The 26,421-nt window shown below is 64.3% G+C and carries 20 protein-coding genes; 5 read left to right on the top strand and 15 right to left on the bottom strand.

Features of this window, described 5'->3' with window-relative positions:
• Nucleotides 1-27: 27 nt before the first annotated feature.
• From AC5WNJ_RS03610 to AC5WNJ_RS03625, 4 genes are all read right to left on the bottom strand, one after another.
• Nucleotides 28-1,587, bottom strand: coding sequence for a PhnE/PtxC family ABC transporter permease (locus AC5WNJ_RS03610; RefSeq protein ID WP_495930396.1), 1,560 nt, complete (start codon nucleotides 1,585-1,587; stop codon nucleotides 28-30).
• Nucleotides 1,577-2,305, bottom strand: a complete 729-nt coding sequence (locus tag AC5WNJ_RS03615) for an ATP-binding cassette domain-containing protein (protein ID WP_495930397.1) — start codon at nucleotides 2,303-2,305, stop codon at nucleotides 1,577-1,579. Before AC5WNJ_RS03615 ends, AC5WNJ_RS03610 begins: the two co-directional genes overlap by 11 nt.
• 28 nt (nucleotides 2,306-2,333) lie before the next feature.
• Nucleotides 2,334-3,215, bottom strand: coding sequence for a putative selenate ABC transporter substrate-binding protein (locus tag AC5WNJ_RS03620; RefSeq protein WP_199852379.1), 882 nt, complete (start codon nucleotides 3,213-3,215; stop codon nucleotides 2,334-2,336).
• 220 nt (nucleotides 3,216-3,435) lie between these two features.
• On the bottom strand, nucleotides 3,436-4,293 hold the full coding sequence (locus AC5WNJ_RS03625; RefSeq protein WP_495930398.1) for a MurR/RpiR family transcriptional regulator: 858 nt from the start codon (nucleotides 4,291-4,293) through the stop codon (nucleotides 3,436-3,438).
• A 389-nt stretch (nucleotides 4,294-4,682) separates the two neighbouring features.
• Here AC5WNJ_RS03625 and zwf point away from each other — a divergent pair, with 389 nt between their 5' ends.
• The 3 genes from zwf to AC5WNJ_RS03640 are packed head-to-tail and all read left to right on the top strand — an operon-like array spanning nucleotide 4,683 to nucleotide 7,586.
• Nucleotides 4,683-6,173: a glucose-6-phosphate dehydrogenase gene (zwf, locus tag AC5WNJ_RS03630; RefSeq protein WP_253062303.1), complete on the top strand. Its 1,491-nt coding sequence runs from the start codon at nucleotides 4,683-4,685 to the stop codon at nucleotides 6,171-6,173.
• 1 nt (nucleotide 6,174) lies between these two features.
• The gene (gene pgl / locus AC5WNJ_RS03635; RefSeq protein WP_175088301.1) at nucleotides 6,175-6,867 is read left to right on the top strand and encodes a 6-phosphogluconolactonase; all 693 of its coding nucleotides are present in this window, start codon (nucleotides 6,175-6,177) and stop codon (nucleotides 6,865-6,867) included.
• Between the two features lie 56 nt (nucleotides 6,868-6,923).
• On the top strand, nucleotides 6,924-7,586 hold the full coding sequence (locus tag AC5WNJ_RS03640) for a bifunctional 4-hydroxy-2-oxoglutarate aldolase/2-dehydro-3-deoxy-phosphogluconate aldolase (RefSeq protein WP_495930399.1): 663 nt from the start codon (nucleotides 6,924-6,926) through the stop codon (nucleotides 7,584-7,586).
• A gap of 231 nt (nucleotides 7,587-7,817) precedes the next feature.
• Here AC5WNJ_RS03640 and AC5WNJ_RS03645 read toward each other — a convergent pair whose 3' ends face one another.
• The 3 genes from AC5WNJ_RS03645 to AC5WNJ_RS03655 form a co-directional block, all read right to left on the bottom strand.
• Nucleotides 7,818-8,864 carry a ketopantoate reductase family protein gene (locus AC5WNJ_RS03645; protein WP_495930400.1) on the bottom strand — a complete coding sequence of 349 codons (1,047 nt, stop codon included), beginning with the start codon at nucleotides 8,862-8,864 and terminating at the stop codon, nucleotides 7,818-7,820.
• Nucleotides 8,865-8,938: 74 nt separating this feature from the next.
• Nucleotides 8,939-11,098, bottom strand: coding sequence for a DNA topoisomerase III (locus AC5WNJ_RS03650; protein ID WP_253062307.1), 2,160 nt, complete (start codon nucleotides 11,096-11,098; stop codon nucleotides 8,939-8,941).
• 69 nt (nucleotides 11,099-11,167) lie between these two features.
• Nucleotides 11,168-13,075 carry a hypothetical protein gene (locus AC5WNJ_RS03655; RefSeq protein ID WP_253062309.1) on the bottom strand — a complete coding sequence of 636 codons (1,908 nt, stop codon included), beginning with the start codon at nucleotides 13,073-13,075 and terminating at the stop codon, nucleotides 11,168-11,170.
• Nucleotides 13,076-13,334: 259 nt separating this feature from the next.
• Between AC5WNJ_RS03655 and AC5WNJ_RS03660 the strand changes: the two genes are divergently transcribed.
• Together AC5WNJ_RS03660 and AC5WNJ_RS03665 are read left to right on the top strand one after the other, a co-directional pair.
• Nucleotides 13,335-14,273, top strand: a complete 939-nt coding sequence (locus AC5WNJ_RS03660) for a homocysteine S-methyltransferase family protein (protein WP_253062311.1) — start codon at nucleotides 13,335-13,337, stop codon at nucleotides 14,271-14,273.
• 91 nt (nucleotides 14,274-14,364) lie between these two features.
• Nucleotides 14,365-16,191, top strand: a complete 1,827-nt coding sequence (locus tag AC5WNJ_RS03665) for an SEC-C metal-binding domain-containing protein (RefSeq protein WP_176676331.1) — start codon at nucleotides 14,365-14,367, stop codon at nucleotides 16,189-16,191.
• A gap of 190 nt (nucleotides 16,192-16,381) precedes the next feature.
• Here the strand turns inward: AC5WNJ_RS03665 and AC5WNJ_RS03670 are convergent, their stop codons facing one another.
• The 8 genes from AC5WNJ_RS03670 to AC5WNJ_RS03705 all read right to left on the bottom strand — a co-directional run bounded on the left by AC5WNJ_RS03670 (nucleotide 16,382) and on the right by AC5WNJ_RS03705 (nucleotide 26,216).
• Nucleotides 16,382-17,626, bottom strand: coding sequence for a glycosyltransferase family protein (locus AC5WNJ_RS03670; protein WP_495930401.1), 1,245 nt, complete (start codon nucleotides 17,624-17,626; stop codon nucleotides 16,382-16,384).
• An 88-nt stretch (nucleotides 17,627-17,714) separates the two neighbouring features.
• Entirely contained in the window at nucleotides 17,715-19,169 is a 1,455-nt protein-coding gene (locus AC5WNJ_RS03675) for a WecB/TagA/CpsF family glycosyltransferase (RefSeq protein WP_176676333.1), read from the bottom strand.
• Nucleotides 19,169-20,251 carry a glycosyltransferase family 2 protein gene (locus AC5WNJ_RS03680; protein WP_495930402.1) on the bottom strand — a complete coding sequence of 361 codons (1,083 nt, stop codon included), beginning with the start codon at nucleotides 20,249-20,251 and terminating at the stop codon, nucleotides 19,169-19,171. Before AC5WNJ_RS03680 ends, AC5WNJ_RS03675 begins: the two co-directional genes overlap by 1 nt.
• Nucleotides 20,248-21,642 carry an oligosaccharide flippase family protein gene (locus tag AC5WNJ_RS03685; RefSeq protein WP_495930403.1) on the bottom strand — a complete coding sequence of 465 codons (1,395 nt, stop codon included), beginning with the start codon at nucleotides 21,640-21,642 and terminating at the stop codon, nucleotides 20,248-20,250. Before AC5WNJ_RS03685 ends, AC5WNJ_RS03680 begins: the two co-directional genes overlap by 4 nt.
• 148 nt (nucleotides 21,643-21,790) lie before the next feature.
• Entirely contained in the window at nucleotides 21,791-23,164 is a 1,374-nt protein-coding gene (locus tag AC5WNJ_RS03690) for an O-antigen ligase family protein (protein WP_495930404.1), read from the bottom strand.
• A gap of 7 nt (nucleotides 23,165-23,171) precedes the next feature.
• Nucleotides 23,172-24,626, bottom strand: a complete 1,455-nt coding sequence (locus AC5WNJ_RS03695) for a GumC family protein (protein ID WP_495930405.1) — start codon at nucleotides 24,624-24,626, stop codon at nucleotides 23,172-23,174.
• A gap of 58 nt (nucleotides 24,627-24,684) precedes the next feature.
• Nucleotides 24,685-25,857: a polysaccharide biosynthesis/export family protein gene (locus AC5WNJ_RS03700; protein WP_495930406.1), complete on the bottom strand. Its 1,173-nt coding sequence runs from the start codon at nucleotides 25,855-25,857 to the stop codon at nucleotides 24,685-24,687.
• Nucleotides 25,857-26,216: an STAS domain-containing protein gene (locus AC5WNJ_RS03705; RefSeq protein WP_176676338.1), complete on the bottom strand. Its 360-nt coding sequence runs from the start codon at nucleotides 26,214-26,216 to the stop codon at nucleotides 25,857-25,859. The genes AC5WNJ_RS03700 and AC5WNJ_RS03705 overlap by 1 nt, the downstream gene beginning before the upstream one ends.
• Nucleotides 26,217-26,421: the final 205 nt, after the last annotated feature.

The raw sequence follows: 26,421 nt of genomic DNA on the forward strand, positions 1-26,421 counted from the left end.
CTTACTCCTGCGTAGGCGGCTCAGGAGTCAGCGCACGCAGCTGTCTTCAGAGATCTCAGCGCTGGGGCGCAGGCGCCGCGCGAGGCTGTCAACGCCGATATTGAGTATGGCGGTGAGCACCAGCAAGGCAAATGCCTGATCAAACATCAGATATTCGAAGCTCGAGTCGATATGGAAGCCCAGCGTTACCACTCCCAGCATGCCGAGAATGGCCGTCTCGCGAATGATGGTCTCGGCGCGGTAGAGCAGCAGCGCGAACATGCCGGGGGCGACACGCGGGTTGAGCTCATAGAGCCAGCATTCGAACTTGCCCTGCGGGCGACTGGGCGGCAGCTGAATCTGGTTGGCATGGCGAGCACACAGGAAGGCGATGATCGCGCCGTTGTGCAACGCCAGTGCCAGCCAGGCGGGCAGCAGGGAAGGCCCCAGCAGCAACAGCAGAATGAAGGCCAGAATCAGCTCCGGCGTGGTGCGCAGGAAGATCAGCAGGCCGTTGGCCGAATGCTGCGAGAGGCGGTTACCCACATGGCGGCTGGCCAGCGGCCATAGGAGCATGGCGATCAGCAGACTGCCGGCGGTACCCAGCAGGCCGAGCAGCAAGGTATTGCCGATGGCGGGTAGCAGGTCGGGCAGGTGGCTGGCCCACTGCAGCAGGCCTGTGGCGAGCTCACCCGAGGTCAGTGACTCGAAGGATGCATTGACCAGCGGCGCCGGCCAGATGTCATGGCTGATGAAGCGCCACAGCAGGGTCGGGCTGACATCGGGCCATGGCCCCAGCCACCACAAGCTGACGATGGCCAGCACCGGCAATGCACGACGGTGCCCCCACCACGGGAGCGTGGCGATCAGCAGATAGAAGATCCACAGCAGGGCGCCCGCCTCGGCGTAACGGCCCTCGCGAAAGGCGCTTTCCAGATAGAAACCCAGCGTGGGCAAGCCGACGAACCCGAGCAGAACACTGGCACGCAGTCCGCATTCGAAGCGATAGCGGGTGTAGCTGGCCATGCGCCGCCATGCCATCGGCAGTTCTGCATACACAAAGCGCATCGCGCGCGAGCTGGCCCAGGGTAGTGCCTTGAGTGGCGCCTGCGGCAGCTGTTCGAGAATCTCGGCATAGACCTTGGCGAAGGTCGCGGCATAGGGGATCGTGATCGCCGCCAGCGCCGTGGCGGCCGATAGCCCGAATACCTGCAGCAACAGCAGTGCCCAGAACAGCTCATGCACCGCACGCAGCCCGGCACAGATGCCCCGCAGCAGGCGTGAGCGAGAGCAGACCAATGCCAGCGGCAGCCCGATCAGCGCACCCAGCAGGGTGCCCCACAGCGCAAAAGCGATGGTCAGGATCAGAGCGTGCAGCGGGGATTCCAGCGCGCCGGGAGCCGGCGACGCCAGGCCCGCCAGCATGCGGCACAGTTCCTGCCAGGGGTCGCGCGAGGTAACGGAGAGATCGGCGAAGGGCACCAGCACCAGCATGGCGATGACCAGACCACCACCGAGGCGTAACAGGCGCGCACCGTCACTGCGTGCCTGCCACCAGCGAGGGGGGTGGCGTAGCTCTGCCGTCATGGTGGAGGGGTCAGCTGACATCGGATGACTCGCGGGTCGCCGCAGCGGGGTACAGGAAGTCCAGATCGCTGGACGTCAGTCCGTCGGTCGCGACATCCAGCAGCACCTGACCCTGATATTGACCCTGACTATGGCCCATGCCATCAGTCTGCTTGCCAAGCCCGATCACGCGCGTGAAGTGAGTGAGTGCCAACTCACGCTGGTGAAGCGCCACCACGCTGGTGGTGTGACGAGCATGAATCAGCTGGATCAGCTGGCTGGCCTGATGCGGGTCCACGCTTGCGACGGGCTCGTCGCCGAGGAACAGATCATGGCCCTGATAGAGCGCGCGTGCGATGGCGACACGCTGGCGCTGACCGCCGGAAAGCGCCTCGACGGAGCGCTCCATCAGGCCGGCGATGCCCAACGGTTCGCACAGCGTGGCGACCGCCTGCCAGTGAGCCGGTTTCGGGCGCAGCAGATTGAACAGGTTGGTCAGCCGTGAGTACTGGTCCAACCGGCCCATGAAGATGTTGTGGTAGACCGACAATTGCGGCACCAGCCCTTGGCGTTGAGGGCACCAGGCGGCGGCTATGTCGCGCTGTTGCAGCGCGGCGCGCAGGGCTTCCAGCAGCGTGGACTTGCCTGCGCCACTGGCACCGAGCAGGGCGATGCGCTCGCCCGGCAGGAGGCGAATATCCAGATCACGCAAGACCACCTCGGCGCCATGGCCGAGGTGGTCCTGCGAAAGGTGCAGCAATGGAGAGGGTGTTTCCTGGGTCATGAGCTCAGCGCAGCAGGCCGAGCTGTTCACCGACGGTCTTGATCGGCGCGTAGTCATCGTTGCTGGCCGGGATGAAACCGGAGCGCGGGAAGCTCTCGAGCAGGTCCGGGTCCTTCATGTCCAGCAGTGCCGTGGTGACATGGGCGGTGAAGTCCGCGCCGAAGTGGCTGTCGGCATCGCCACGAATGGTCCACTGATAATCCGGGTAGGCCGGCGTCTGCCACAGCACCTGCACCTTGCTCGGGTCGACCTTGCCGTCCTTGACGGCCGCTTCCCACACCGCGAAGTTCACTGCGCCCACGTCATAGGTGCCGGCGGCGACCAGTGCGATGGTGCGGGAGTGATCGCCGGAGAAACCGACGCGGCTGAACAGGGCGTCCGGCGCCTGCTGGAACTGCTCGCGCAGATAGTATTCCGGCATCAGGCGGCCTGAAGTGGAGGTCTTGGCGCCGAAGGTGAAGGAGTGGCCTTCGAGGGAGTCGGGCAGGGCGTCCAGCGGCTCGGCGGCATCGCCGGCCAGCTTGAGGTCGCGACGCGCGATGAAGTAGCTGCGGAAGGCGGCGTCTTCCACGCCCTGGGCGATGGCGACGGAGCCCGGCACCATCTGACGTGCCTGAACACCGGTCAGGCCGCCGAACCAGGCCATCTGGATCTGATCATTGCGGAAGGCACTGACCGCGGCGCTATAGGACTTGACCGGCACATACTCGACATCGACGCCCAGCTTCTCTTCCAGATAGTCAGCGACCTTGTCGAAACGCTCGACCAGGCGTGACTCGTCTTCATCCGGAATCGCCGTGAACTTGAAGGTGTCGGCCTGAGCCAGACTCATCGTCACGGGAAGGGCGGATATCAGGGTCAGAGCAGCAGTGGCCAGCCAGCGCATGGGAAGCATCCTCAGCATTCACGACATGAGACATCATGCGGCGAGCACCGCATGTCAGGGGGTATGGCGCGTATTGTTGTGTCTTGATCACGCGGGTGCAAGCCCCGCGCCATGTCTGAAGGATCGCTCAAGTGATGCTTGGGTGTCAGTAGCGCATTGAATGGCTGCGCAGGAAGAGTTCATTTGCTGTGTTTGGGGCTGATGACCTGATGGCCAGTGCTCAAGACTCTGGCGGGAAGCGGGTGTCCTTCAAGCTGTCCTTGATCTTCTTGAGATGCTGCTGGAAGTCTTCTCCGCGGCGCAGCGTCACACCGGTGGCCAGAACGTCGATCAAGGCCAGGTGGATCATGCGTGAGGTCATCGGCATATAGATATCGGTATCTTCCGGCGCCATGACTTCCAGCACTTCGGTGCACTCGCGCGCCAGCGGAGAGTCCGGTGCGGTGATGCCCAGTACCGCGGCGCCATTGCTGCGTGCGAGCTTGGCGATATCGACCAGCTCGCGGGTGCGTCCGGTGTAGGAGATGATCACGATCACGTCGCCGGTATGGCAGGCGGCGGCTACCATGCGCTGCATGAGCACGTCTTCATAGGCCATGACTGGCAGGTTGAAGCGGAAGAATTTGTGCTGGGCATCCGCCGCCACCGGGCCTGAGGCGCCAAGGCCGAAGAAGCAGATCTGCTTGGCCTGGCTCAGGTAGTCGACGGCGCGTTCGATGCGTCTGGGATCCAGTGCGCGACGGGCATCGTCCAGCGCAGCCACGGTGGCGCCGAGAATCTTGTCGCCATAGGACGCGGCATCATCGTTCTGTTCGACACTGCGCGACACGTAGGGCGTGCCGCCGGCAAGGCTCTGGGCCAGCTTGATCTTGAAGTCGGGGAAGCCCTTGGCATCGAAGTTGCGACAGAAACGGTTGACGGTAGGCTCGCTGACCAGCGAGGCCTGAGCGAGCGCCGCGATGCTCATGCCGGTGGCCTCAGCCGGGTCCGCCAGAATGACGTCGGCGACCTTGCGCTCGGAGCGATTGAGCTCGTCGAGACGTCCACGGATGCGATTGATGAGGTCGTGTACTGCCATTCGACTGTTACCCTGCCATTGTGTAGTGAAATAACTACGTAATCTGGGCATCCTAGCCTCACTCGTCTGGTAGGCCAAGCATCTCTTTGGGTCACTTGCTGATCCAGGGGCGCGCAGTACGAGGTGAAGGCGAAAGCGCCGCTGACTACCACTTTTAGGTAAGTTTACCTATTTGTGGGGCGAATTGTCTTGAGTGACAGCGGCGTTATCGCTACATTTGTTGTTAATATAACCAGCCATGTATCGCCAACGCCTTCCCGGTGCCGTGTGTCATTCGAGCCTCTCCTCGCCGCGCCAGCCTGCGCAGCCTTCATGGAGCGGGTTCGAAGTCGCCCACCTTGTCGGTCATTTCGGCATACAGGGCAGTTTCGACGGGAGAAATCGGCGGCATGAGTTCCGACATCATTCCGGGCGTGGATATTGCCCTGTTCGGCGCCTTGGGCGACCTCGCCAAGCGCAAGCTGTATCCAGCCCTCTATCACCTCGACCGTGACGGTCTGCTCGAGAAGGCAACTCGCCTGATCGGTCTGGCGCGTCAGGATGTCAGCCTCGAATCCTTCAAGGACACCGTGCAGGCGGCGCTCAAGGAGCGCGTCAAGCCGGAACACCTCGAGAAGGAATGCATCGAGCGCTTTCTCTCTCGCATCAGCTACGCGGCGCTGGACTTCAGCACAGTGGAAGGCTATTCCGCAATTGCCGATTGGCGTGTGGATGACAAGGGCAAGCCGTCGCCGCGCCCGCTGATGATCTATCTTTCCGTACCGTCGCGTATCTACGGCGACATCAGCAGCAATCTGCAGGCGGCGGGCTGTCTCGACGAGCACTCGCGTGTCGTGGTCGAGAAGCCGATCGGTTCTGATCTGGAGAGCTCGCGCGTCGTCAACGACGCGATCGGTGCCGTCTTCCACGAATCCCAGATCTATCGCATCGATCACTATCTGGGCAAGGAAACCGTCCAGAACCTGATCGCGCTGCGTTTCGCCAACCCGATGTTCGGCAACCAGTGGAATCAGAACCAGATTTCCCATGTCGAGATCACCGTGGCGGAGAAGGTCGGCATCGAAGGGCGCTGGGGTTACTTCGATCAGGCCGGTCAGCTGCGTGACATGGTGCAGAACCACCTGCTGCAGCTGCTGTGCCTGATCGCGATGGACCCGCCGTCCAACCTGGATGCAGACGCCATTCGTGACGAGAAGGTCAAGGTGCTCAAGGCGTTGCGCCCGATCACCGGCGAACGTCTCAACACGGATCTGGTGCGTGGCCAGTACATCGCGGGTGCCGTCGACGGCCAGCACGTGCCGGGCTACCTCGATGAAGAGGGTGCCAACACCGAATCCCAGACCGAGACCTTCGTCGCCTTCAAGACCGAAGTCTCCAACTGGCGCTGGGCCGGTGTGCCGTTCTACCTGCGGACCGGCAAGCGCATGCCGGAGAAGCTGTCACAGATCGTGATCCACTTCCGTCAGCAGCCGCACTACATCTTCGATCCGGACCAGCGCTCGCTGGCGGCCAACAAGCTGATCATTCGTCTTCAGCCGTCCGAGGGCATCTCCCTGCAGGTGCTGACCAAGGACTCCGGTCTCGACAAGGGCATGCGTCTGCGCCCGGGCCCGCTGGATCTCGACTTCAACAGCGCCTTCCCCAAGCGCCGTATTCCGGAAGCTTACGAACGTCTGCTGCTCGAGGTCATCAAGGGTCAGCAGTATCTGTTCGTGCGTCGTGACGAGATCGAACACGCCTGGCGCTGGGTCGATACCCTCATCGACGGCTGGGAATCTCGCGCCGCCACGCCACGCCGTTATCCGGCCGGCTCCTGGGGGCCCGTCTCCTCGATCGCGATGATCACGCGTGATGGCCGCAGCTGGTATGAGGAATATTGAGATGAGCGCCACCGTGACTGAGCAGGACCCGCGCGGTCAGACCGCACACTCTCTCGCCGAGTATCTGGCCGCCGCCTTGCGTGCTGATCTCGACGTTGATCCGTCAGCGCGTGCGCTGCTGGTGGTATCCGGCGGCTCCACGCCCAAGCCGCTGTTTGCCGCGCTGCGCGACAAACCGCTGGACTGGTCGCGGGTCGATATCACTCTCGCCGATGAGCGTTGGGTGAGCGAAGACGCCGATGACAGCAATGCACGCTTCGTGCGTGAGCACCTGCTGAGTGGTGCGGCCAGTGCCGCCACCTTCCATCCGCTGACCAACGCCGAGGCAGAGCCGGAAGATGGTTGCGCAGAAGTGAGTGCTCGCATCGCGGCGCTCCCCTGGCCGGCCTCCGCGCTGATTCTCGGCATGGGCGGCGATGGCCATACGGCCTCGCTGTTCCCGGATGGCGACCGCCTGCAGGAAGCGCTGACCAGTGCGGATTGCTGTGTCCCGATGCGTGCACCCAGCGTGCCGCAGGCGCGTATCACGCTGTCCCTCGAGCGTCTGCGCCAGACGCGTCGTACCGTGCTTCACCTCACGGGGACCGACAAGCAGGCCGTGCTGTCGCGCGCGCTGAGCGATGTCGAAGCGGTCAGTGAACTGCCGATTCGTGCCTTCCTGTCCGCGCCGCTGGCGCTTTACTGGGCCCCCTGATCACATCGGCCGCGGCCAGCCACAAGGGAGGCTGGCCGCGGCACAAGGAGAACGCCATGAGCTTTGAAAAACAGCTTCCGTCGACTCGCACCACCGAGATCGACAGCATCTGCCAGAAAGCCTCCGTGCTGCCGGTGATCGCCGTCGAGCGCATCGAGGACGCCGTACCGCTGGGCAAGGCCCTCTACGAAGGTGGCCTGACCGTATTGGAGGTCACGCTGCGTACCGACTGCGCGCTGGAAGCCATCCGCCTGATGCGTGAAGCGCTGCCCAACGCCAGCATCGGTGCCGGCACCGTGTTGACGCCGGAACAGTATCGCCAGGTGGAAGAGCTGGGCGTCGACTTCATCGTCACGCCGGGCACCACCGAAGCGCTGTACCAGTACGGCGTGACCAGCAGCGTGCCGATGCTGCCGGGCGTCGCGACCGTCTCGGAGCTGATGACGGGCTGGCAGTACGGTTACCGTCGCTTCAAGTTCTTCCCGGCGGAAGCTTCGGGCGGCGTCAATGCGATCAAGTCCTTCGGTGGCCCGATCAGCGAAGCTCGCTTCTGCCCGACTGGCGGCATTTCCCTGAGCAACGCCGCTGACTACCTCGCGCTCAAGAACGTGATGTGTGTCGGTGGTAGCTGGGTCGCGCCGCAGAAACTGATCGATGTGGGTGACTGGGATGGTATCCGCGAGCTGGCGCGTGAAGCCTCAGAGCGTTTCCACCGCTGAAGCCTGATATCTGGATGAGTGCTGGCCACTGATCCAGCGGTTGCCTGCCCACGTCATGCACGCCGTCGTGCTTGAGGCTGACAGGCTGCCAGTACTGCTCTCTCTCGACAGCTTGGCTGTTGCTTGTGACCCGTCTCTCGCGAGGCGGGTCTTTTTTATGCGCGTCATCTGTGGAGAGAGGCGAGGCTAACTTGTCTGGCTGGAGTCGCTGGGCTGGTCGTGATGCTGGTTTCAGCGCTGCGGCGTGCTCAGTTGGCGGTAGAGGTCATTCAGCAAGGGCAGGGCCAGCCCATGTCGGGAGGCAGTGCTGCGCAACGGGCCAAGGATCGCCTCGACCTCGGTAGGGCGACCGGCGAGCACATCCTGCAGCATCGAGGCGCGATTGTTGACGGTCGCGCGGATGACCTGTTCGACCAGCGCCTGCCAGCCTTCCCCCGGGGCAGAGATACCTTCGCTATCCAGTACCGTGCTGATCTCCTCGACCGCCTGGCGCACCATTGGCGCAAAGGGCCGGTCACGCAGCTGGCCATTGCGAATGCGATAGCGTGCCACCAGGGGATTGATCGCCGCATTGATCGCCAGCTTGTGCCACAGGCGAGTCTTGATGTCCGGTGTCCGTTCGCACGCAAACCCCGCAGCCTTGAGCCAGTCACCTTGCAAGAGAGCGGCCTGATTGGACTGGCTGTCGTGATCGCCGTCACCGCCACTCTGCCATGCGCCCAGCCAGGTGTGGCCGCGCCCGGCGTGTTGCACGCCAAGGTGCTGGAGTTCATTTGTTGTTGCGTCAGTGTCAGGCGTCGCGGTTGCGCCGGTCTCGGCTGGCAGCCAGGCGCCTTCGGTGGTGCTGGCGCATAGCAGGTTGGCGTGGCGTTCGGCCAGCCACGGCTGAGCGCTCAGGCCATTCTGCCAGCAGGTCACGGGTGTCTCGGGCGTGATATGTGGTGTCAGTTGCTGCCACACGGCGGGTACATCGTGGGCTTTGGTCGTCAGCCAGATGGCAGAGGGCTTTCTGGATGGCAGGCCTTGCAGTGTGTCAATTGTTGAATAGCTTATCTTTTCGATAACAGGGTGTGATTCTGGCGTGGTCATCTCGAGCGCGACCGCCTGCCCTGCCATTGCCTGGCGCCCCAGCAGCAAGACACGCGGTAGCGCGGATGTTCCCTGCTCACGAAGCTCTCGCTGGCGTGCTGCCATCAGCGAAGCCGCCAGCAGGCGCCCGATGGCCCCCGGACCGATGATCCACAGCCAGTTATCTTCCGGATCAGTCATTGTGTGCATATTCGTCATCTTGTCATGGAGAGCAGAGCAGGTGAGCGCAAGAGGAGGCCGGTGGTACTCCACCTGACCCGCTGTCAGCTATCGGTCTTGCGCCGTGACCCAGTCGCTCGCTTGCGGGGGCTTCTGGATGAGGCACTTTTACGAGAAGCACCGTCCCTATTGCTGCTAGAAGAGCTGCCAGAAGCTGCCTTGCCAGAAGAGCTGCCGGACGCGCGCTTCTTGTAGGACGTGGCCTTGCGACGCGAACCGCTCTTGCCACTGCCCTTGCGCGGCGCGGGTGTCGCACCCCCGACGCTGGCCAATGCCGTGCTCAGACGACTGGCGGAGCTATCGGCGAGCAGCGCTCGCAGGTCCACGATCAGCTCGCTCAGGAAGGGGGCCGCCGGATCGCCCTGCTCGTGGATCATGCTCAGGCGCTGCTCCCACTGAGCGGTGCGCTCCGGGCGCGACACGGCATCCGGCAGCGCGTGGATCAAGGCGCGGCCGATACGCGTCGAGCGCATCGCCTGGCCTTCTCGCACCAGATAGCCGCGGTTGATCAGCGTCTCGAGCATGCCGGCGCGTGTCGCCTCGGTGCCCAGGCCGTCTACATCGCGCAAGGTGCGCCGTACCGCTTCATCCTCGACGTAACGGGCGATGTTCATCATCGCCTGGATCAGGCTGGCGTCGTTGAAGGGCTCCGGCGGCCGGGTCTCCTTCTCCTCGATACCGCAGTCGAGCACGCAGGCCGGTTCGCCTGCCGTCAGGGCGGGCAGCGGCGGCGGGGTCTTGTCGTCGGCGGCTGTGTTCTTGTCAGAGGTCTTCTTGTCTGAGGCCTTCTTGTCAGCGGCCTCCCCGGCCTCCGCAGTGCGCTGGAACAGCACCTTCCAGCCCTCGTCGATGACGCTGCGGCCACTGGCGCGGAAGGGCTCCTTGGCGAAGCGCAGCTCGACCTTGACCTCGCGATAGCGATAGGCCGGATAGAACTGGGCCAGCACGTTACGCGTGATCATGCGGTAGAGATTGGCCTCATCGCGCGAGAGGCGCGCATAGTCCGGCTCGCGTCCGGTCGGCGCCAAGGCGTGGTGCGCGCTGACCTTGCTGTCATTGAAGGCGCGCGAGCGCAGGCTGAAATCGGCGTCACCACTGTAGCGTTCAAGCTCGCGGTCGCCCACGCAGGCGCTGATCATCAGATTGGCCATGCCGGCGTGATGTTCACGCGGCAGATAACGGCAATCGGAGCGCGGGTAGGTGATCAGCTGATGACGCTCGTAAAGCGCCTGGCAGGTGTCGAGTACCTTCTGGGCGGGCAGGCGAAAGCGGCGCGCAGCATCGACCTGCAGCGCCGAGAGCGAGTAGGGCAGCGGTGCGGGTTGAGACTTGTCGCTGGCCTCGACACTTTCGACATGGCCATCGCCGAGGGTGGTCAAGGTCGCGAGATGGCGGGCGAGGCGCTCGGCGGGGCGGCTATCCAGCAGGCGACCCTTGTCATCGAGTGGCAGCGGGGTGCCCTTGTCCGCCAGACGTTGCAGCCAGGGTGAGCTGGGTGCATGCCACCAGGCCTTGAAGCTGCCCGCCGCTACGCCAGCCTCGATCCACAGCGGGAAGAAGGTGCGGGGCTCGAATGCCTCGATTTCCTCGTCACGGCGCACGACCAGCCCCAGCAGCGGCGTCTGCACACGGCCTACCGACAGGACACCGTCATGGCCAGCCTGGCGCCCGGTCAATGTCCAGGCGCGGGTCAGGTTCATGCCATACAGCCAGTCGGCGCGCTGTCGCGCCAGCGCGGCTTCATAGAGCGGCTGCCAGCGCTGATTGTCGTCCAGCTTGTTGAGGGCACGGCTGACGGCGGGGCGATTCATGTCACTGATCAGCAGACGCTTGACCGGCCCGCGCCAGCGCATGTGCTCCAGCACTTCCTGTACCAGCAGCTGGCCTTCACGGTCAGGGTCGCCGGCATGCACGACCTCATCGGCCAGCTTGAGCTGCTCGCGGATGATCTTGAGCTGACCGCGCGCCTGGCTGCGCGGCTTGAGTTTCCATTGCTCGGGGATGATCGGCAGATGATCCAGCGACCAGCGCTTGAAGCGCTCGTCGTAGTCATCCGGCGGGGCCTGCTCCAGCAGGTGGCCGATGCACCAGGTGACACGGGTGTCACCGGCATCGATATAGCCGTCGCGCTTGCTTGAGCGTCCGGGCAGCGCCTCGGCAATGGCGCGGGCGAGGCTGGGCTTTTCGGCGATGATCAGACGCATCGGGCATCCTGCGGTCATAGGCTGTCGATATGATGATCCATACAGTATGCCGTTGGCCCGAGGCGGGGATCAATCGTCGCCGAGCGCACGACGTGCCTGGACGAGGGCGCGATACCAGTCGCGGTTGGCGGTCTGGATCAGCGGGGGGCGATTGGAGAGATAGCTGACCGGGTGGTGATCGGTGGGCTGATAGTTGCTGAGCATGTTGAGTGTCGCTTCACGGGCGCCGAAGGTGTCGCGCAGGAACTCGATGGCCAGCGGCTCAAGGTCGACACGGTAGTGACGCACCAGCGCGATGGCCAGTGATTCGGCGGTGCGTGACAGGTCATCGTCGATCTCGCGCACCATGGCGCTGCCTAGGGCCGCCTTGGCTGCCGCGGACTGATTGGGCTCCAGCTGGCCGAAATAGGCGGCGTTGGAGCCATTGATGGCGCGCTGCACGGCCGGGCGTGACAGGTGTATGTGGGGCTCCAGCGCGAGGGCGATCTCGACCGCCATCGCCTTGGCCTTGTCGACACCGACGCGCAGCACCGTCTCGCGCGCCTGGTAGGCGATCTCGCTGTCGACGCGCTTGATGCGGCTCTCGTTCAAGTGATCGGCAAGATGCTTGCAGACCTCCGCCTTGGCTTCATCGTCAAGCGCGATGGTCTTTTCCTGGATGCGCAGACCACGACGGCCCGGACCGACCCGCAGGCGGGTGGCGTCATCGGACATCTGCGAGGCGATGTTTTCCCAACGATTGGACATCTTGAGGAAGACGGCGTGGCTGCGACCGACCTGCTCATAGGCATTGGTCACCGTCTTGTAGAGGCGGATGGCGTTGGTGAGGATGTCGGCGCGTGAGCGAAGTGCGGTGCGGTGTTCACGATCGCCCTCATTGACCGCGATCGCCAGATGCGTCACCTGCTCGGCAAGGGCGTCCATCGCCTGGGTGGAGCGTTCCAGCAGTACCTCGGCGCGCAGGCCGGAGGCGGCATCCTCCACCAGAGTGCCGGACTGCTCGGCCAGATAGACCGTCAGTGCCTTGAGGCGTGACAGGCCGGTGGCCTGACGAATGCGGTAACGCGAGCGGGCATGCTCGAGGTTGTCCAGCGCGCGCGCCAGCTTCCAGCGGCCACGGTATTCGAAGGTCAGCAGCGGAATCTTGCGCCCGCTGATCAGCTCGAAGGCCAGAATCAGCATTTCCTCCACGTCCTGCAGGGTCATCAGCAGGTCGTTGTCCTGCTCGATGGCGGCCAGCACACGCTCGATGAAGTTCTCGTCACGCGGCACGCCGCTGTGCAGGTCGGGCGCGCGCCCTTCGAAGCGCTCACGCAGCAGACCGATGGCCTCGGGGGCCAGCTCGGCCAGCTCATTGAACTGGGGCTCGAGCCATTCGCGGTTGAGGCTGTTCATGTCGCGGATACGCGCATGCAGGCCCACGCGACGATAGACGTCGATCTGGCTGATGATGCGTGCGGCATCACGGTCATCGAGCAGCTCCAGCGCCGCCAGCTCGACCCCTTCCGGTGCCAGGTCCTGCTTGCGCAGCAACATGGCCGCCGCTTCACGCCGGCGGGCATCGCCTTCGAGGCTCTCGACGATCAGGTTGCGTGTGGCGAGGATCAGCTCCGGCACGGTGTCGATGACGCGCTCGATCTTGGCTTCGGTACGGTCATAGCGCCGTGAGCTGGTCAGGTTGTGGGCGATGTTGGCCACGATGCCCGCGACACCGGTGATGACGGTGTAGGAGATGAAGAAGATGTAGTTCTCGAAGGTCGGTTCCTTGCCGTAACCGAGCAGATAGCCACCCCAGGCGCCGATCAGCGTCACCGGGCCTGCGGTCCACAGGATCTGCATCAGACTCACCGACCAGGGTACGCGCTCCACGGCCTGGGTAATGCGGCGAATCTCGTCGCGGCCCTCACGCTCCAGACGCACCTGGGGCGCGTCATTTGCAGTGTTGGCTCGGGGACGAAAGAGGCTCGGCAACAGCAAGGCAGGTTTCCTTGATTGAACGGGATGGGGCATCTGGCACGACTGGACTGCCGAGAGGTTCGTGAGCACGAGCCTCGAGCGCAGCAAAGAATGCCGTCAACAGTAGCATTGGGCAGCCTTTTGGCTCCAGTGAGCAAGGGCCGCAAGCGGGGCGGGCGTGGTAGAATTTCGCCCGCCACTGACTGGCCAGCGGGTCTCGCCAGGTCGTCAGGCTCACGCTAGGACATCAAAAAGCTCTGGAGGTTGTGTGGAACGAGTCTTGGAAGCAGGAAAGGGGGCAGGCGACGGGGCTGAAGTCGTGCTGCTGGACGGCGGCATGGGACAGGAACTGGTGCGCCGTAGCGGTCGTGAGCCGACGCCGCTGTGGTCGTCTCAGGTGATGCTGGACCAGCCTGAGCTGGTGCGTGACCTGCACCTGGATTTCATTCGTGCCGGTGCGCGCCTCATCACGCTCAATACCTACACGGCCACCCCGCAGCGTCTGGGCCTGGCGGGTGTCGGTGAGTCCATCGCTGCCATCCATGCTGCCGCTGGCAAGGCCGCGCGGGATGCCATCGCCCTGAGTGGCGAGACGGATGTGCGCGTGGCGGGCTGCCTGCCGCCGCTGGTCGCCACCTATCGCCCCGATGTCGCACCGGATGCCGAGGAATCCCTGGCCAGCTATCGCCGGCTGGTGGAATTGCAGGCGCCGCTGGTCGATGTCCTGCTGTGTGAGGCGCTCTCTTCCTGCGTTGAGGCGCGCGCTGCTGCCACCGCTGCACTCGAGAGCGGCTTGCCGGTGTGGGTCTCGCTGACGGTGAAGGATGATCTGACCGCGACCCTGCGCAGCGGGGAGCCGCTGGCCGACGCGATCAGCATGCTGCAAGCGATGGGCGTGGACGCGATCCTGATCAATTGCAGCGCGCCGGAAGCCATTCAGGGTAGTCTGGAAAATCTGCTGGCCAGCCCGCTGCCGACCGGTGCCTATGCCAACGGCTTCACCTCCATCGCGGCGCTCACCCCCGGCGGCACCGTCAAGGACCTCAAGGCGCGCGAAGACCTGGGGCCGGAGCAATACGCGGCGCATGCGCTGGGGTGGGTCAATGCCGGTATTCGTATCGTCGGCGGTTGCTGTGAGGTGGGCCCCGCGCATATCGCCTGCCTGGCCGAACAGCTCAAGGCCTCAGGTTATCGCTGTGTCAGTCGCTTGAGTGAGTGAACGATGAGGGGCGTGGCCTCCTCATGATAGACTTCGACTCTTGATTCGCAGGCTCCGACGGGGCTGTGAAACGCTTTTCTAGGGAGATGCCATGCTTGCCGAGTGGGTCGAACGGCTCTTGAGTTACGCCAGTGGGGCACTTGATGCCATCCGCGCCGATGAATCCTTTCCTGCCTTCATGCAGTGGGCGCATTCGGAGGGCGTGAACTACAGCGGTGGCGACGAAGCGCTGGCGGTAGCGCTGGCGCCGGTGCTATGGAGCCAGACTCCGCTGGTGCGACTCGACTTCGCGCGCGAGTCGTTGGCACCGCCGGGACGCAACGAGCCTTGCTGGTGTGATTCGGGGCGCAAGTACAAGCAGTGCTGCGACAAGGTGCAGCTGCCGGCGATTCCGGATCATCTGATGTGGATGCTGTCGCTGCGCGAGTTCAAGGGCGAACAGCTCAAGGCGGCGCTGGCCTCCGGTCTCGCGCCGGCGCAGGCGCTGCTCGAGGCGGGGCTGATCAGCGCCGAGAGCGGCAATCGCGGACGGGCCCAGCAGATCATGGAGGCGCTGTTCGATACCAGCGACTGGTCGCGCCTGCCCGAGCAGGCCGAGCCTGGCTTCGAACTGCTGCTGGATCTCTATCAGGAGCGCGGCTTCACCCGCAAGAAGGCGCTGCTGCTCGATGAGGTACTCGAGCGTGGCCCTGCCTTCCTGCGCGGCGTCGCCCTGGAGCATCAGTGTCTGCTACATCTGGACAGCGATGATCTCGGCTCGGCGCGCGCCGCCTTCATTCGTGCCCAGCAGACGCTGCCCGATTCGCCGACGCTTGCGTATATCGAAGCCATGCTGCTGCTGCACGAGGGTCAGCCGGAAGAGGCGCAGGATCGCGCGCGCTTCTGGTGGCGTCGTCTGTCCAAGCAGAAGGACATCGAGCCCGGTCAGCTGGAATTCCTGGCGGATCTGGCCGAAAATCCGCGTGCCACGCTCGCCGAGCAGATGGTCAACTCCGATGAGTCCCTGTCGGATTCACTGGCCGCCCTGCAGGCGTTGTTCGAGGTGATCGAGCATCCGCCGCGTCTGGCGCTGGAAACGCAGCAAGATGGAAGCCTGCTGTTCCGGCAGAATGCGGAGCAGGCCGTGACACTCGGTCTCTGGGAGGCTGTCTTCCCGGCGCGTATCGAGGAAGAGGCGGCACTGGCGCTGGATATCGATCCCTGGGATGCCCAGGACCCCAACGAATGGCTGCAGCAGCTGTGCGCCAGTCCCGAATGGCTGGACGTTCCGGCGGTGTGTCAGGGGCTGATCCTGGCGCTGGCCAGTCGCTTCGGTAGCCTGCCGTGGATGTCGGACACCTTCTTCGTGCCGCTGGCACAGCGCTTCGATCGCTGGCTCGATCAGATCGAACAGGCCGGCGGTCTGCTGCGCTGGGAAGATGGCGACAACGCCCAGTTGCTGCGCTGTGGACTGGGGCTGGTGATCGGCATGGAGCGCGGCGAGCGCGAGCGCTCGCGCCAGCTGGCGGAGCGCCTGCTCAAGCTCGACGAGGAAGACAGCCTCGGCCTGCGTGAGCTGGTACTGGATCAGTTGCTGCGCGAAGGCCGCAACGACGAGGCCGTGACCCTCGCCGAGCATGATATCGAGCGACGTGCCGTCGATGAGGAAATGCCGTTGTTGGGCATCCTGATGGGCCAGGTGCTGGCGCTCTACCGACTGGGGCGCGACAAGGATGCCGAGCAGGCACTCGAGATCGTGCGGGAAGCCAATTCGCATCTGATCAGCCTGCTGCTGGCGGAGCATCCGCGGCCAGTGAGTCTGGCGGTGGAAGCGCCGGAACCCGGCACGCGTGGCGAGGCCTGGCAGTACCGCACCCTGATGCGCGACCAGTGGAAGCGCAGCGAAGGCGCGCTTGCCTGGCTGGCCAAGCATCGCTGAGTCGGTGTCAGAGGCCGCTCATGCTGCCATACGAGTGATCGCAAGCACTCGTATGGCAAGTCCTCGGGTGACAATGCCCCGTATGACGAGGCTCGTATGAAAAAAAACCGCAGTGCCAAGGCACTGCGGGGTTTTTGTGTCTCGTCCTGTAGCGCGAGGCGAGTTCACGGGGAAGCATGAATGGACACGATCACTGCTGCTTGCCTTGCTGGCGAAGACGCCAGGCTTCTCGAAGGGCGCTGCGTAGCCCCGGCGTCTGGCCGACCTGGATGGCCTCCAGCGTCGCGGCGAAGGCGTCCGGTGTGGCGCGCCAATCCGGGGGCTGGATGGCGCCCGCACTGCTGATGCCGACCCTGTCCAGTGGTGGCGGCGAGCGCTCGGGCAGTGCCCCGAACAGCCGCATGCGGCTGTCCTGCACCTGGCGCAGACGATGGCGAAGCTCTTTGTAGCGTGAGCCGAAGGGGCGTGTGGCCAGGGAAATCAGGGCCGCCAGAATCCGCTCTTGCCATTCAGGGCGTGCCGGGTTGCGGTAGGCGACGCCGCGTTGCGAGGCAGCGCCTGCCTGACGGCGGTCCTTGAGCCAGTGCGGGGTCGTACTGTCGAATGCCTCGCCCTCGAACAGGATGCCGGCGTTGACCTGCTGGCCACCGTGTACGCGGGTGAAGGGCAGGATGACGCAGTCCTCGAGCATGGCGCCTTCTTCCACGTAGCTGCCCTGTTCGAGACAGCAGTGTCCCTTGAGCAGCACGCCGGGCTCCACATGGGTGGTGATGCCGGCGAATCCACCAGTGAGACGCGATTCATCCAGGCGGGTTGCGCCGGCGGCGTAGTAGACGTGGTGCAGGTCCTGCTCGCCGGGCAATACCCCACGTTCGCCATGCGGTGTCAGGCCTGAGTCAGCGGCATCGAGTGCCTGCATCACCAGGGTGTGATAGTGCGACAGCGAGGCCAGCAGGGCAGGTCCCAGTCCGAGATTGTCGCGCAGTTCCGGCCAGTGCAGGCGAGCGAGCGACGGGTCTGCCACGCTGGCTGGATGGCAGACCGGCGCGCCCGACGCCATGGCCTGCTCGCTGATCGCGAGGCTGTCATCCTTGAACCATTCCGGCACCAGCAGCACATCGGCGCGCAGCACCGGGGCAGGCAGGGCGGCCATGGCGCCGAGCCGCTTGATCTGCTCGCGCGGGTCTCGCTCGCCGGGCATCGGCAGAATGTCGAGATCGATGCCCCAGCGTGAGCCATCGGCGATACGCGCGCGGAACCACTCGGGGTCACGGGCGATGATCAGGCTGATGTGCGTCACGCCTCGTCCGACCAGCAGGTCGAGGTTGCGCTCCAGCACGCTGCGTCCGGCGATCGGCAGCAGGGCCGGCGAGTAACGGCGGTCAATCGGCGCGACTTCCTGGCCGAGACGGTCCGCCAACAGGATCACATGCATTGCACACCTCCTTGGCATGAGTCGTGATATCGGCGCAGCGCTGCACGAAGTAGAAAGGGAGTCCGAAGTAGAAAGGGAGTCTCACGCATCAGTAGGCTCCACGGCTGGTCAGAACGGCAGGAATCGTGCGCAACAGCAGCTTGATGTCTTCCTTGATGCCCTGACGATGCAGGTAGAAGAGATCCAGATGGATCTGCTGCTCGAAGGACAGGTCCGAGCGGCCCGACACCTGCCACAGCCCGGTCAGCCCCGGGGTGGCATCGAGACGCATGCGCGCGCGCGCCTCGTAAAGTGCCACCTCGCGGGCGAGGGCGGGCCGCGGCCCGACCAGCGCCATCTCGCCGCGCATCACGTTCCATAGCTGCGGCAGTTCATCGATGGACAGCTTGCGGATCACCCGACCCACCCGCGTGATGCGCGGGTCCTGCTTCATCTTGAACAGCACCCCACCTTCGCTCTCATTGGCGGCCTGCAGTTCGCGCAGACGCTCTTCGGCGTCGATGTACATCGAGCGGAACTTCCACAGCTTGAACGGCTTGCCGTGACGCCCGATACGCTCCTGACCGAACAGCACCGGGCCTGGCGATTCCAGGCGGATGGCCAGCACCGTGCCCAACAGCAGTGGTGACAGCACCAGCAGCACGCCGCTGGCGCCGACGATATCCATGGCGCGGCGTGCGCGCGGGGTCAGCCAGTTGTTCACTCGCCATCGAAAGTGGCGCCAATTGGAGCGTGACTTCATCCACAGGCCGCGGCCGGGAATCGCCTCTTCTCCATACTTGCGCACGCTCATCAGAAAGCTCGGGTTGCCAAGCACGTAGCGCTTGAACATGCGGCGTGGCTCCATCAGCAATCGCCAGGCCCATTCCATGCCCAGTCTGCGTACGACGTCCGGCGCACGCGGAATGCGCTGGGAGTAGAAGTCGAACAGACCGCCGACGCCCATGACCACCGGCACCTCGAGTCGCTCACGATAGGTCGAGATCCACTTCTCCTGCGTCGGCACCCCCATTGCCACCAGCAACAGGTCAGTGCCCTGATTGATCTGCGCCAGCACGTCGTCGATGCTTTCCGGGCCGATGAAACCGTGATGTACACCACTGATCTCGAGCATCGGCCATCGCTCGCGGAGCTTGTCGGCCATCCTGTCGGCCACGCCCGGGGCGGCGCCGAGAAGGAATAGGCGCTTGTTTTCCGCCACCAGCATGTCGCACAGGTGGGGCAGCAGATCGGTGCCATTGAGGTTGGCTTCGAGCTCCTGGCCGAGCATGCGGCAGGCCATCTTGACGCCGCTGCCATCAGGCAGCAGCAGGTCGCTGTCATGCAGTACCTGCATGTAATAGCGATCGACCTGGGCCACGTTCAGGCAGTGGGCATTGACGAAGTTGACGGTGCGCGGTTCGGGATTGCTGATCCAGTCGCGCAGAAGATTCAGTGCCGTCTCCAGGTCAGTATTGACGAAGGGCACTCCCAGTACACTGACATGTGGCAATGTCTTGACGTGATCAGTAGTGAATAGAGTCTGATCAATGGGTTGGCTCATCATGGCGTCTCCACTTCATGAGCGTCACGCTGTTGATTCGGTCTGACCGACTGCGGGCGCGGCGCATTGTCGATCTTCTTCTTCTGTGCCTTGCCGATGACCTCCTGGGCGAGCCCTTCACAGCGTAGATAGAGGCTCCTGGGCATCACGCGCAGCATCAGGGCGGCCCCTGCCGTGGCAGCGGTGCGCCCGAATTCTGCCTTCCAGATGCCTGGCCATGCCTTGATGGCGCGGCGACAATACTCCCAGGCAGCCTCCCCGTCACGCAGGCGAATCGCCTGGCGCGATAGATAGCGCAGTTGGTAGGCCTGGGCGCGGGGATACCATTGTTCGATGAAGTCAGGCGCGTAGGCGCGCGTCAGCTCGACGATCGCAAGCCAGCTCTGGTACTGGCGTTCCAGTTGTGCCGAAAGCCCGCCTTCATTGAGCCGGTAGCGGGTCAGCGGCTCGGGGATGCCTTCCACCGTGGTGCCGGTCTTGAGGGCAATGCGTGTCCAGCATTCGATGTCTTCGCTTTGGCGCAGGCTCTCATTGAAGTAACAGGGCAGCACGCCACCTCCCTTGACCTCACAGTCGAAGGCGATGGCCTCGAGAATCTCGCGGCGGATGACCGGTGCCGAGCCATTGCCCACCGGGTTGCGACAGAACAGCAGCCCCGGCGTGATATCGGTCAGGCTCGGCATCTGGTAGTAGTCCAGCGGTTCGCCGTTGGCATCGACGAAGGCCGAGCGCGAGAAGGATAGACCTACCTCGGGGCGTGACTCGAGGTGCTCGCGGTGACGCGCCAGCTTGGCGGGCTCCCAGATGTCATCGGAGTCCAGGAAGGCCAGATAGCGACCTTGAGCAGCACGCACGCCGGTGTTGCGTGCCCCGGCCAGGCCGCGATTGACCGGATGCGTGATCAGCGTGAGGCGCGGGTCGTCGTAGGCCTCGCAGATCGCCCGGCTGCCATCAGGGGAGCAGTCATCGACGACCAGCAGTTCGAAGTCTCCATCCTCCTGCGCCAGCACGCTGTCGATGGCGGCCGCGACGAATCGTTCGACGTTGTAAATCGGCATGATGACCGAAAAGGTCGGGGTCATGGTCTGGCCTCCTGGACGTCCCTGTCTGGGGAAAGCGATGCGGTGGATGCTGCTGCGTGAGGTGTGTCTGGCGAGTCTGGTGTGTCTGGTGGCTGGGTCGATGTATGTGTCATCAAGCCGTCCTGAGCGAGGATCAGCCGGCGTGTCCACAGGTAGCCGGGCAGGGCGGCCAGGCTGATGCCGACCAGAATGCCGGCCGCGACGCCATTGATGCCGAAGGGGACGCCGGCGAACATGCCGGCGCCGAGCATCAGCGTCATGAAGATCTGCAGTTTGAGGTCTGCTCCGGGCATGCCCTGGGCGCGCAGTAACTGGCCGCAACTGTCGAGCAGAATGCGCGGCAGGGCGGAGAGGCAGATCAGGATCAGGATCGGCAGGGCACCACGCTCGACCCAGGCCTCCCCGAACAGGATCGGCACATACCAGGGTGCCAGCAGGCTCTGGGCGATGATGGCGGGCACGGCCACCAGCGCGAACAGACGCATGCCGTGGTGCATGCGTGCCATGCGCTCACGGGAAGTCATGTCACCGCACAGCTGTGGGAAGATGGCGGTGGAGTAGGCGCGCAAGAGGCCAAGGCTGATGCCGAGTCCGGCATTGAAGGCAAAGAAGTAGACGCCGAGCACGTCCATGGCGAACAGGGCGCCGACCAGCAGGTAATCCATCTGCTGACGCAGTACCGAGACCACCTCGACACCCATCATCGGGCGCGCGAAGCTCATCAGCGGACGCGACCACAGCGTGGAGGGGCGCTCATCGATGCGCCATGACTCGCACCAGCGGTAGGTCAGGGTCCAGATGGGCGTCACGATCAGCTTGGGCAGGATCAAGGCCCAGAACCCGGCACCCATGGCGGCCAGCAGCATCACACCGACGGCCTCGCCGATGCTCTGGCCCATCTCGATGCGCGCCGTGATGTGCAGGCGGTTGCTGCGCAGAATTCGCGCCGCGTTGATGGCGGCGGGGGGCAGCATCGGGAAGATCAGCGCCAGCGCCATCAGCGGCAGGGTCAGGTCGGGAGCGTCATAGAAGTAGGCCAGCAGCGGGGCCAGTGCCATCTGCAGCACCATCAGGCCAAGACACACCACCCAATTGAACCAGTAGGCATCGCGGCACAGGCGTTCATATCCCTCGCGCCCGGCCTGCACCAGGGCGGGTACCACGGCGGCATTGGAGATGGCGTGCATGATCTCGTGCGCGGTGAGCACGATGGCGGCGATACCGAAGGACTCCGGCGCGATCATGCGCGCCGCCACCAGGGTCGCGCCCAAGCGCGCGATGCGGTGCACCCCTTGCGACATGCCCATCCAGGCCAGATTGCGGATCAGACGGCCATTGCCGCTTTCTCCGCCACCTGACAGGCGTATCTTGAGTCGCGTGAATGCTCCCATTGCCTGGCTCCCTGGCTTCGTCGTGCCCTTTGAAGGCATCTGGTCTTGTCAGTCATGCTTTTGAACGGCTGATGTAGCCACTCTAGCGCAATGTACTGATGAATTGGCGTGATCTGGCGCAGCCTTGTTCCACTATCCCGTGATCAGGCTAGGTTGCCGTGTCGCTGCTGCCGGCATCGGCGGAGGCGGGCGCTGCCCTTGAAAGCGGCTTCTCCACATCCACCGGCCCCATGTTGTAGATATGCCCCTCGCTGGCGGGCAGGCCCGCCAGCTGGTGCGCCTTGCCGATCAGGATCAGCCCCGGCCAGATCAGGTAGGCCAGAATCTCCAGGTTCTCGCCGAAGGAGTAGACGAACAGCAGGCCGACCATGATCAGGCCCAGTTGCGCGACAGGGCGGCCGACCACGAAGCGCAGCAGATGCAGCAGGCTGGCCAGCATCGGGATCAGCAGCGCGAAAAGCCCGAAGATGCCCTTGACGAACAGCAGTCCATACCAGCTGTGGTGAGAGCCGATCGGCATGTACTCCACCAGGTGCGGTCCGCGCTCGACGATGCCGTGGCCGAACCAGGGTGCCTCATTGCGCCAGCGATCCACCGCGATACGCCCCAGCGCGGCGCGCACGCGGGTCGAGTCCGCTCGCGAGCCCTTGAAGGCGGCGATGAAGTTGTCGATGGCTTCCAGAATCGGCGCGCCAAGAAAGCCGGCGATCAAGCTCACGCCGGAGAAGCTGAACCAAAGCCACGGCTTGTGCAGGCGCTTGAGCAGGAACATACCGACGCTGATCAATACCAGCGATACCAGTGCCATTCGTGAGCCGGACATCAGGATCATCAACACGCTGCCGCCGATGCCGATCGCCTTCCATATCGGGTGCTTCTCCAGCAGGGCACAGGCGAAATAGATGCTGGCAACAAAGCCCACCGCCGGGGCCCAGGGCGTGAACAGTCGCCAGCGCGGCATGCCGCTGCCGGGATCGATCTCGTAGAGCGAGACGGCGAAGAATTCCGGTCCCGGCCCACCGATGGCCTGCAGTGGCGAGACGAAGGGCACCTGGGGCAGCCCCGCCAGCCAGGCGCCGACGAATACCGGCAGCAACAGCATGGTGTGCAGGCAGACGTGCATGGCCGCGCGAATGATCACCGCCGGGCGGATCGCCAGACAGCCAATGATCGGGAAGACCGCCAGCAACGCCCAGCCCTTGGCCCAACCGATGGAGGACTTGATCAGCTTGCCGGTGCCGAGGTTCTCGATCAGATGGCCGGCCAGCAGCGAGAACTCCATCACGATCATGCCGATGATCCACACCCATAGCGGCCAGGGCAGGCGCGGAAAACGCTGGCGGCCCTTGAGGTGCAACCAGGCGGCACGCATTACCAATGACCATGCCAGCACCGGTGCCAGCACGTAGAGGCCACCGATCAGGTAGAACAGATAGGTCGCGGTGATCGAGAACCAGATGATGCGCTCTTCCGGGGTCTCGGGGCGGACATCCGCCTCCGGCCCGGCCTTCAGGGAAAACATCGGCGGCTCACACGCTTTGCTGCAGGCGCAGCAGATAGGGTTTCCTGATCCACAGCAGGATCAGGCCGATGATGCTGAAGACGCTCGCGGCCAGCGCGCCGACGATGGCCAGCTTGATGCCCAGCGAATCCGCCTTCTCGGGCAGTGGCGGTGGATCGAGAATCTGCAGCATCGGGTAGCTGGCGAAGGGGTCGATCTGGCCGATGTCAATCTTGGCCAACGCCGTGGTGTAGACCGCCGTGGCGACCTGTTGCTCGCGCAGCAGGTCCTGCAGCTGGGCGGCCTTGGCAACACTGTTGTCCAGTCGCTGCTGGCGAGCCGCCAGATTGGCACGCCCGGTGGCAAGCTCGCTGATCACGCCGCGCCGCTGGGTATCCAGGGTGATCAGCTCGCCGACCAGGGTGTCCTGATTGGCATGGCCGGATGCGGCACGCAGGGCATTCTGGTTGCGCGAGGTCTGGCGGGGCAGCAACTGACGCATGCGTGAGGCCAGCGAGCGCTCGAGGGAATCAAGCCCCGCGGCCAGATTGATGACCTCCGGATTGCGCTCGCCCCATTTGCCACGCGCTTCATCGAGACTGGCCGCCTGCTCCGCGGCTTGAGTCAGCAGCGCCTGATAGCGGGCGTCACGCTGCAGGGCGATCACACCACCGGCCTGGCCGGCATCCAGCCCCAGGCGACTGGACAGGGTGGCGAGCCGGGCATTCAGCGCTGACAGCTCGCCATCACGCGTCTCGAGCGTCTCCTTGAGCGCCTCGACACTCAGCGTCAATTCCTTGAACTGCTCCATGGAGACCAGCCCGGAGGTGGACTGGAAGTCGAGCAGCTTGCGCTGGGTTTCCTTGAGCGTGCGGTCGTAGGTCTCCAGCGAGCGGCGGATGACGGCTTCGCGGCGCGCCTGTTCATCATTGCGCAGCTGTTCGATCACCTCATTGAAGGCATCAATGTGCGCATTGGCGCGAGCAAGTGCGGCCTTGGCGCTCGGCGCGCTGGTCTGGAAGGCGATCAGGGCGGTCTGGTCGGTCAGCTTGATCTTGGGCTTGCCGTAATCGTCGGGATGCATGTCGACCGTGCTGGCGGCACGCTCCAGTACGGCAGGGCTCTCGGCGATGGCGCGATAGTTGACCTTGGGATCCAGCGAGGAGCTGGAGTAGGAGGAGTTGGCGCTGGTGCTGGCCTGGCCAATGCTCTCGAAGTTCACCGACAGGCCGGAGCCGGTACCCGGCAGGATCATTGTCCAGCTGGTGGTGTAGGTGACAGGTGCCACGGCGATGAAGGCGATGGTCAGACCCCAGATGACACTCAGGATGGCGGTGGCCAGCAGCAGGTAGGCCGCGCGGCGGGTGCGCGGGCGCATGCTGGAGCCACGCGCCGCCCAGCCCAGCAGGACGCCCAGGAGTCGGCGTCCCAGTGAGGGCTTGGCTGCGTCTTGTGGTGTGTCGGGTGAGCGGGACTCTGTCATGCACATCCTTGTCGCGTGGTAGTGATCAGTCGCATTCCATCAACGGACAGGCGATGGGTTACAGCAGAGTGGCCGGCGTCAGCAGGTCAGTCAGCGTGCGGGCGATATCACGGATGTTGGTGACACCGGAGTCATAGCAGCCGACCACATCTTCGGGCATCAGGTAGGGATTGACGCCCACATCCGCCGGATTGGCCAGCAGGGCATCGATACCGCGATCGACCACGACCGGCTGATGCGTCATCGGGTTGGTGCTGATCAGCACCGCGCGACGTGAACCGGAGGTCGCCTGGATGCCGCCGACGCAGTTGGCATTGATCACGCCCTGCAGCATGCGCACGCCGTAGGGCACCTGCGAGCGCAACACCGTGTAATTGCTGACGTTGTTGTTGTTGGCAGGGGTGGTCAGGTTGGAGGCATAGATGACGATGCCCGGCGCGGTGAGAGGCGAGGGGCGCATCAGCGCGGCCTGGAAGGCGCCGCTGGAAGGCACGTGGACGCGGTCACCCACACGCAGCCAGGGATTGGCGGCATACTCGCCGTCGATCAGGCCGCGCATGTCGAGAATCTGTGTCTGGCCGTCGCGAATCAGCTCGATATGGCTCAGGTCCGCATCGGGGCGGATGCCGCCGGCCGTGGTCAAGGCCGCCGACAGGCGACGCTGTTGACTGGCATCGCCGCCGGCGAAATCGCGGCGCACCATGCGCTCTTCGGGCAGGCGGGTATTGATGACCGCCTCGCCCGGGAAGAACACCGCGCCGGACACCGCGACGGCCAGCGGCGCCCATTCCTCGAGCCGGATGCTGACATGCGCCAGCCCCGGGCGAATCAGCTCTTCCTGCACCAGACGCCGGGTGATCTCATCCGCCAGAGCATCGATGGTCCTGTTGGAGGCCTCGACCGGCGAGAGCCAGGGCAGGCGCAGGCGTCCGTCATGATCCACCTCGTAACTGCCATCGAAGAGTTCGCTGCCGGCGACCCTGACGCTCAGTCGATCGCCCGCCGCCAGCCGCTGGTCATCGCCCGCGGGCAGTTGCATGAAGCGATCATCGGCATGAGGGGCAGGCAGTTCCAGCGGCCAGTGGGTCGCCTGTTGCCAGTGATCTTCGGCGGGAGTGTCGTCCAACATGATCGGCGTACAGCCGCCCATCAGGCCGGCCGTGACCGCGACGCCCAGCAGGCGTCGAAGAGAGCGGAAAAGGGAGCTGGGCCGAGTCAGATCGCGTTTCATCAGGCTACCTCACGAGAAGGCCCTGTCCGCGTGTCGCCGCTCGACTCCAGCAGCGGGTCGCGCTGATAGTAGATATCGAAGAGCTCGAACAGGCGCACGCGCTCCAGCTCTGTCTGCATGACCGGCGAGGGTTCAACCACCACCAGCGCCGCCGGGGACAGCGCATCATGCAGACTGACCAGCACCGAGAGCCCATCGGCATCAATGGCCTCGACATGGCTGAGGTCCACCGCCAGCGTGCCAGTGTGCTCAGGAATCATCGCCAGCATCTCCTGGCGGAAATAGCGCGCGAGCTCGCCTGTCAGCTGGGCAGGCGGCGTGATCAAGATGCCTTCGTGAATCCGGGTGGTGATGGGCATGACGGGCTCCCTGTGCTTGATGTCACCGTCTGGCCCCAGCTGGGCCTGCGGTGCAGCTTGTTATCTTTATGCACTATGCCGCATAAGCATCGTTTACCTGCTGTTACAGTGTCAACGACGCCGGCTGACTTGCCTCATTCTTTCTTGCTGGGTTTTGTGGTTCTGCCTTGGTGTTTTCGGGCTCTCCTGCTGTTTTCGGGCTTTC

This window comes from Cobetia sp. PDI-23MA, assembly GCF_059507735.1.